Source organism: Enterococcus sp. JNUCC 77, assembly GCF_054819945.1.
Genome location: NZ_JBTHIG010000005.1, coordinates 38,052 through 44,486, shown reverse-complemented (window position 1 = coordinate 44,486; position 6,435 = coordinate 38,052). Strand labels below are relative to the sequence as shown.

At 34.9% G+C, this 6,435-nt stretch carries 3 protein-coding genes; all 3 read right to left on the bottom strand.

Annotated features, from left to right (window positions below; translation table 11 throughout):
- Positions 1-1,067: hypothetical protein (locus ACVWNY_RS19275; protein WP_454072574.1), on the bottom strand; the 1,067-nt coding region annotated here is incomplete at its 3' end.
- Positions 1,067-5,908, bottom strand: coding sequence for a tape measure protein (locus tag ACVWNY_RS19270; protein ID WP_454072573.1), 4,842 nt, complete (start codon positions 5,906-5,908; stop codon positions 1,067-1,069). The genes ACVWNY_RS19275 and ACVWNY_RS19270, both read right to left, overlap by 1 nt.
- Positions 5,909-5,947: 39 nt before the next feature.
- Positions 5,948-6,427 carry a hypothetical protein gene (locus ACVWNY_RS19265; protein ID WP_454072572.1) on the bottom strand — a complete coding sequence of 160 codons (480 nt, stop codon included), beginning with the start codon at positions 6,425-6,427 and terminating at the stop codon, positions 5,948-5,950.
- Positions 6,428-6,435: the final 8 nt, after the last annotated feature.

Below are 6,435 nucleotides of genomic sequence, written 5' to 3'. Positions count from 1 at the left end.
AGCGCAATCCCCCTAACATATATAGAGATTTCTTGAGTTTCTTCATCACTGAATCCGTAAAAGCGAATGACATTTTTACCAGTATTAACCATCCAATGAACAATGCCGCTTGCTCCTTGATTACTTTTTAAGGCAAAAGATTCAGGATCACAATCATCAGATGGACATGTTCCAGGTCCACATATCCCATGAAATTTATCAATATCTATATAATCGCAACCATTTTGGACTACTCCGCCACTAATAATAGTTTTGCCATCATATTCGCCTATGATTTGAGAGAACTCGCCATTAAAATCAATCATTAGATTTTTAAATTTTCCACATATCTCAATCACAATATCATCAGTTTCATATAATGTATTCGCTTGAAAATCAGCGGAAGCAGTTGTTTGTCCGTAAGGAGATTTGACAACTTTATTAGGTTCTTGGCAATCGCAAGAATAATTAATTTTGATATTGTTTCCACAATTACCTATTTTGTAAGACAGTTCATCTTTTGGTGTTTCACATAATTTTTGCCCAGAACATTTAAAACACATTCGCTCATCAGCTAAAGCGATGTTGCACCAACAGCATTCACAAATGGGCCTGTCTAAGACCTCAAAGCACTCAAGGACATCGCATTCGTGATACTCTTCTAAGTATGTCGCAGTCGGGTCAGCAATATACCAAAAGCCATCAGGAAGATACATCGTAGCAGTAAAAGTAAGCGTCCCTTTTGTATCCTCAAAGCCTTCTGAGACTGATTCAGCTTTAGCGACAGCCCATAATAATAAATCACCTTGGACTGCCCATAAACGACCAATTTTGTACAAATTTGCTTGGACAAACTGCTCGATATATTCTCGTTCCTCACAATTAAAAATTGATTTTTTCACATCAAAGGTAATCGAAAACATTTTGGAATTTACTTTTCTACCGGTCCTGCGTTCAGGACTATAATCGCCATGCCGATTCGCATATGGGAATTTGCTTATCCTAAATTCTGTTGCTATTTCAGGTTGTTGCGCAACGAAAGCAGTATGATTAAAAACTAATTCATTGAATTGTACTAATCTTTTCATTAACGCAACCTCCTATTTGTGATAGCAACAAGATCAGGTACTACTTGCGGATAAACATTTACACTTTGATCTCGACTGTCGTAATTATTGTAGTTGTTATAAACAGTTGAAGTGGTTCTTGAAATACTTTGTCCCATGTTTTTGAGCGTTCTCGAAACAACACCGTTTCTAAGACTGTCTAACAATGGAACACCAACAGCTTTAACCACTGGTTCAGGTATGACATATTCACCATTCATTAGTAAAGGCCTCTCCGGAGAGTCTACAAGTTGTGAATAAGGATCTCCGTTTGAGATAAGTCCTCCACTAGCACTATTGTTTTGTCTTGGTCCAATAAAACTACTTGAAGCTGTACTGGTAGAACGACTGTTTGTTGACGTGGTTTCAACTTTAACTTTAGCTGTGTACTCCTTGTTCAAAGCATTTTGAATAGATTTAGTAATAACATCAGTTAGGTTGAGTCTGTTGCTAAAAGTATCATTCAAAGCCTTAGCTAATCGATCACCCGCAGAAGTAGCTTCTCCCGTTGATATTGCTTTCAGTTTTTCATCGACTGCCTTACTAAAGTTTAGCTTTTTATTAAATGCGTCATTTAGATTTGTTGCTAACAGTGTTCCTAAATCGGCAAATTGAGGTGGAAATGCTGTAGTCAAATTACTTATCAGGGTACTAAGTGCTTCACTAATTCCATTTAGGTTTTCTAGAATACTGTCTTTGGCCAAATCAGAAATACTAGTTATGGCGTTTTTAATGATGGTTACATTTGCAGTAATAGCATCGTTATTCATTCCTGTTGATCCAAAATTATTTAGGTTATCTCTTATTTGAATCAACCAACCAATACCACTGTTAATTTTTTCAAATTCGCCCTCTTTCAAATATCCTTCTAAGAAGGATTTATCCCCAAAAGATAGCATACCTATTTTAGTTTTTAGATCATTTATATTTTCGGCAAAATCCGGCAAGTTAAGTGATGCATTTAGCTGTGGTAAAGTTGCCAATAGGTTAGAAAACATTTCAACTGTCTTATTTATTCTATTAACTTGATCTTCATCGAGTAAATTAGATAATTTTTCGTTATCTTCATCAAGAAAAGACATAGCAAAGATAGCTGACTTCATATTGTAAACATTAGTGTTAATCATCGATAAATCTATTGGTTGATTGAGTTCAGCAAGTCTAGCTATCAAATTAATAAATAAATCGACAGTCCTGTTAATTTTGTTAACTTCATTTTCTTTCAACAGATTATCTAGAAACTCTTTGTCCTTGAATCCCAACATTCCCAACTTGGTTTTTATTTCATTGATATTGTCACCAATCATGCCAATGTTTAGATCACCACTCAGTTGCTGTAATTTCCCAACCATTCCCACAATCAAATCAACAGTATTATTTACATTGCCAATATCATCAACTGATAAAACACCTTTGGTAAAGTCTTCATCGAATTGAAGTTTCTTTAATACTTCAACTAATTTTTCCATGTTTGTTGAAATCTCATCAATATTATCCGGCAATGTAAATCCGGAAAATTTACTTGGAATATCAATTAAAGTATCTATTGCTGACTTGATATCCGTCATTTTTTCTGATGTAATTAGATCTTCACTGGTAAATGACTTACTAGAAAGTAGTTTGACTACTTTTTTAATTCCTTTTAACGTATTGTCTAAAGAGTCAACATTTAGCTCAATACCGTTTATAGCTTGTGCTGATGTAGCTATACCAGATAACGCGAAAATGGAATCCTTCATCGAAGACATGTTGTCAGCGAAAGCTTGATTTGTTCCAGAATTATCGCCAGAAAAATCAGCAAATGTCTCCTGTAATGCTGAATTGATGATTTCAACAGACTCGATAATATTCTTAATATTAGCTATGTCTATATCTACACTGCTATCAGACATCTCAGTTAACTTTTCGCCAAGTATTTTTGTAGAATCTAGAAACTCCATAAATTCGGTATACTTCTTATTTTTTGACCAAAGATTTAAAACCATTGTAAGGTTATCCCAAAAGTCATCTTTACCCTTTAAGAAAGTAATTAATTTTTCAATCTCATCAATTGGTTTCTTGAAGTATTCCGAATCTATTTCAAGTCCAGCGTTAGCCATTCCATTCATTTTATCTGCAATAGCTTTGATATTGTCCAAAATACCCACAAGGTCTGTATAAATGTTTCCTTTTACCCAAACATTAGCTAATTTGTCTACTAAACTGACAAAGTTTTCACCCCTGTTTAAAATGAGTAAGAATGCTTCAATTTGAACAATTAAGTTAGCTACCGTCTCACCATCGATATCATAATTTTCACGAGATATTTCTTGAAGCTTTTCTGAAATATTTTTTAAGTTAGTAACTACATCATTTAAGCTGTCATACTGTTTTCCTTTTACCCAAATATTTGCTGCTTTATCTATTAACGAAACAAAATCCTGATTTCTAGTTAGTATAAACATAAAGGCTTCAAGACTAACTATTAACTCAGCAATTTTACTTTCGTCTAAATCAATTTCCATATCACTTAATTTTTGAAGTGATTCTGTCACTTTTATAATATTTTTTGCTACTGAGCTTAGCGCTTTAACATTTAACGCCTTGCCAGCATTCATCAACGCTGTCCACCAGCTACCGATTGCTAGTCCACTCATCTCTTTTAAAACTTCACCAATACTTTGGATCTTTTTAAGAACGGACTTGATGTTTTTGGGAACTTTTTTATCAACTTCTCGAATTGCATTGGCAGCAATTACTAAACCAGCGCTTATTGCAACTACCGCTGAAAAACCAGCAGCAACTATTGCAGTTCCGATTCCGCTAGCAGTCAAAGCTCCTAAGATACCAATAACAATACTCATTTCTCCAATTACCAACGCAATTTGAGCAATCTTCACTTGAATCTGGCCGAAATTATTATTAATCTTATCCACTTGTTGCAATGCAACTGCCATTGCGGCAACTCCTGCAGCAATACCAATGACTGAGCCGATACCTGCTAACATATTTGCACCTAGCTTAGTAGATATTTTATCTAAAGCAATAACAATAGCGCTCATACCACTAACAGCTACTGCAATTGAAGCCATTTTGCTACCAATTTTGTTTAAATCACCGACTTCATTCACTTGTTGTAAGGCTTTAGCAGCTAAATATATATTTCCGGCGATACCAGCTACAGTAAGCATCTTCAAACCTAAGCCCTTCAAATCCTCAACACCAACATTTTTCATTGGTGTTTCTCCACTGCCACCAAAAATATTAAAACTTGGTAACTTAAATTCGCTGATTTTCCCAACAATAGAAGTAAATCCACCGAATAATTTTGTCGCTGTACCTGCCGCTTTTAAAGCAATACCAAGCTCAAAAATTCTAGGAATCAACTTACCTATTCCCTCGGCAGTACCATCACTACCAAGTAAATTAAATAGCGGTTTGAAAATATTGAATACTGCCTTAGCATCCTTCCACAATCCAGATAATCCAGAACCGAGCCCATTAAAAAAGCCAGCGTAATCTATGTTGGTTAGAAAATTGCCGATCTTCTCAAAGAAAGAAAAAATAGTATCTTGATTTTCGGCGATAAATTTAGCAACGTTGTTCATGCCATTTTCAAAGGCTTTACCAATGTTGTAAAGAATGTCTGAAATGCCACCTAATCCTCTTGCTTTAGCCATTTCATCAATAGACGTAAGAATTGATGTAATACCACGAGTCACAGCGCTTTTCATTCGTGAAATTCCTGTTTCTACACCACCAACAGCATTTCTTGCCTGCTCAGAAAAGCTCTTGAATCCATTTGCGCCTTCTGTATTTAGCTGAATGATTCGATCCATAAACTTATCCATTGAAGTGGAACCATCTTTTAACGATTCATACAATTCGGATGAGCTTTTCCCAAATGATTGAGCAACCTGATCAATCTGAGCCGGCATGGCATTGGTTAATGTTTTCCACTCATCCATCTCAAACTTACCTTTAGAATATGCTTGAGAAAGTTGTTCCAGTGCCTGTGATTGGGTATCTGCACTTGTACCACCAGCCAATAAGGCATTATTAACTGCTAGGAACAAATCGGTAGATTTTTGAATATCTTTATTCTTGGAAGTGAATCTCTGTACTGCACTTACCCCAGCATCTAGAGCCGTCGGAAGTCCATCTAAACCTTCAATCAGAGTATTTTTAGATTTATTCGCATCTTCACTGCCGATATTCATGTTAGACATAACTTTTTCAAAGTTATTCAATGTATCCATTCGGCTAATCGCTCCATCAACCGATCCAGATATCAAGTTCACAGCTTTATCAGCTAAACTATTGATCAATCCAAATCCAAACATCTGATTTAGTTTAGAGGTTAAAGGATTGAACGCTTTTAAAATGCCATCGCCCATACTAGAAACGGTTGATCCCACTTGCTTAATGGATTCACTGACATTAATATCAATTTTTTTTGAATTGATCCGATCAATTTCTCCATTCACCTTATACAACTCTGTGTTAGCAGTTCTTATTGGTTGAATGTCAGCTTCAACAGTTAATTTTTGTCGATTCAGGCTGGAAATCTTTTTGTTTATATTTTCAATTTCTTGTTCAGCATTATCAACTTCTCTTGTGCCTAATTTGATTTCAGTCTTTTGTTGACGTAATTCTTTCATCTCAGCAGCGATTCTTTGAGATTTATCCCTTAAAGAATCTAACTGTCTGCTATCCACCTCAAGCTTATGTTTCCTATCAGTCAGTTCTTTCATGGTTTTATACGACTTATTTAATTCACCATAAAAATCCTTAAGGTTGGATTTTACGTTGATTGAAAACTGACCTACACCGGATGCAGCCATAATATTTTACCTCCTTCCCGATAGAATTAGATAAAAATACTACTTCTCTGATTCTTCTTCGTCTTTAACTTTTTCAGACATTAGGTCTAACTGTTTAATGAACAGATTTACTTTTTCACCAATCCAATTTTCATTGTCTAAAATAAAAATTCTTAATAAATCCAAGTTAGGCAATGACGGAATAGAAATATTTTTTTGGTTGTAAACAATACCAAGTGTGTCGGTTGTAATTTCATCAAACACAATAATTAACATAAACCAGTCTTCCTGGTTCATTTCTTTATCATTGGTGATTTTTTCAACTTCATCTTTGATTTCACTTAATTGACTCAAACTAGACATAATTTTAGCCTTATCAAAAGCAGTTAATTTAGTTTTTGGCAAAGCTTCAATATCAACAAGATCATCATCCTTCAAGATAGTTAGAGTATGTAATTCTTCTTGCTTCGAATCGTTTTGTTCTGCTTTTTCTAACAAAGCCAATTCTTGTCTTAGTTGTTTCGCTGTTTTTTTAGCCATTTTTTATT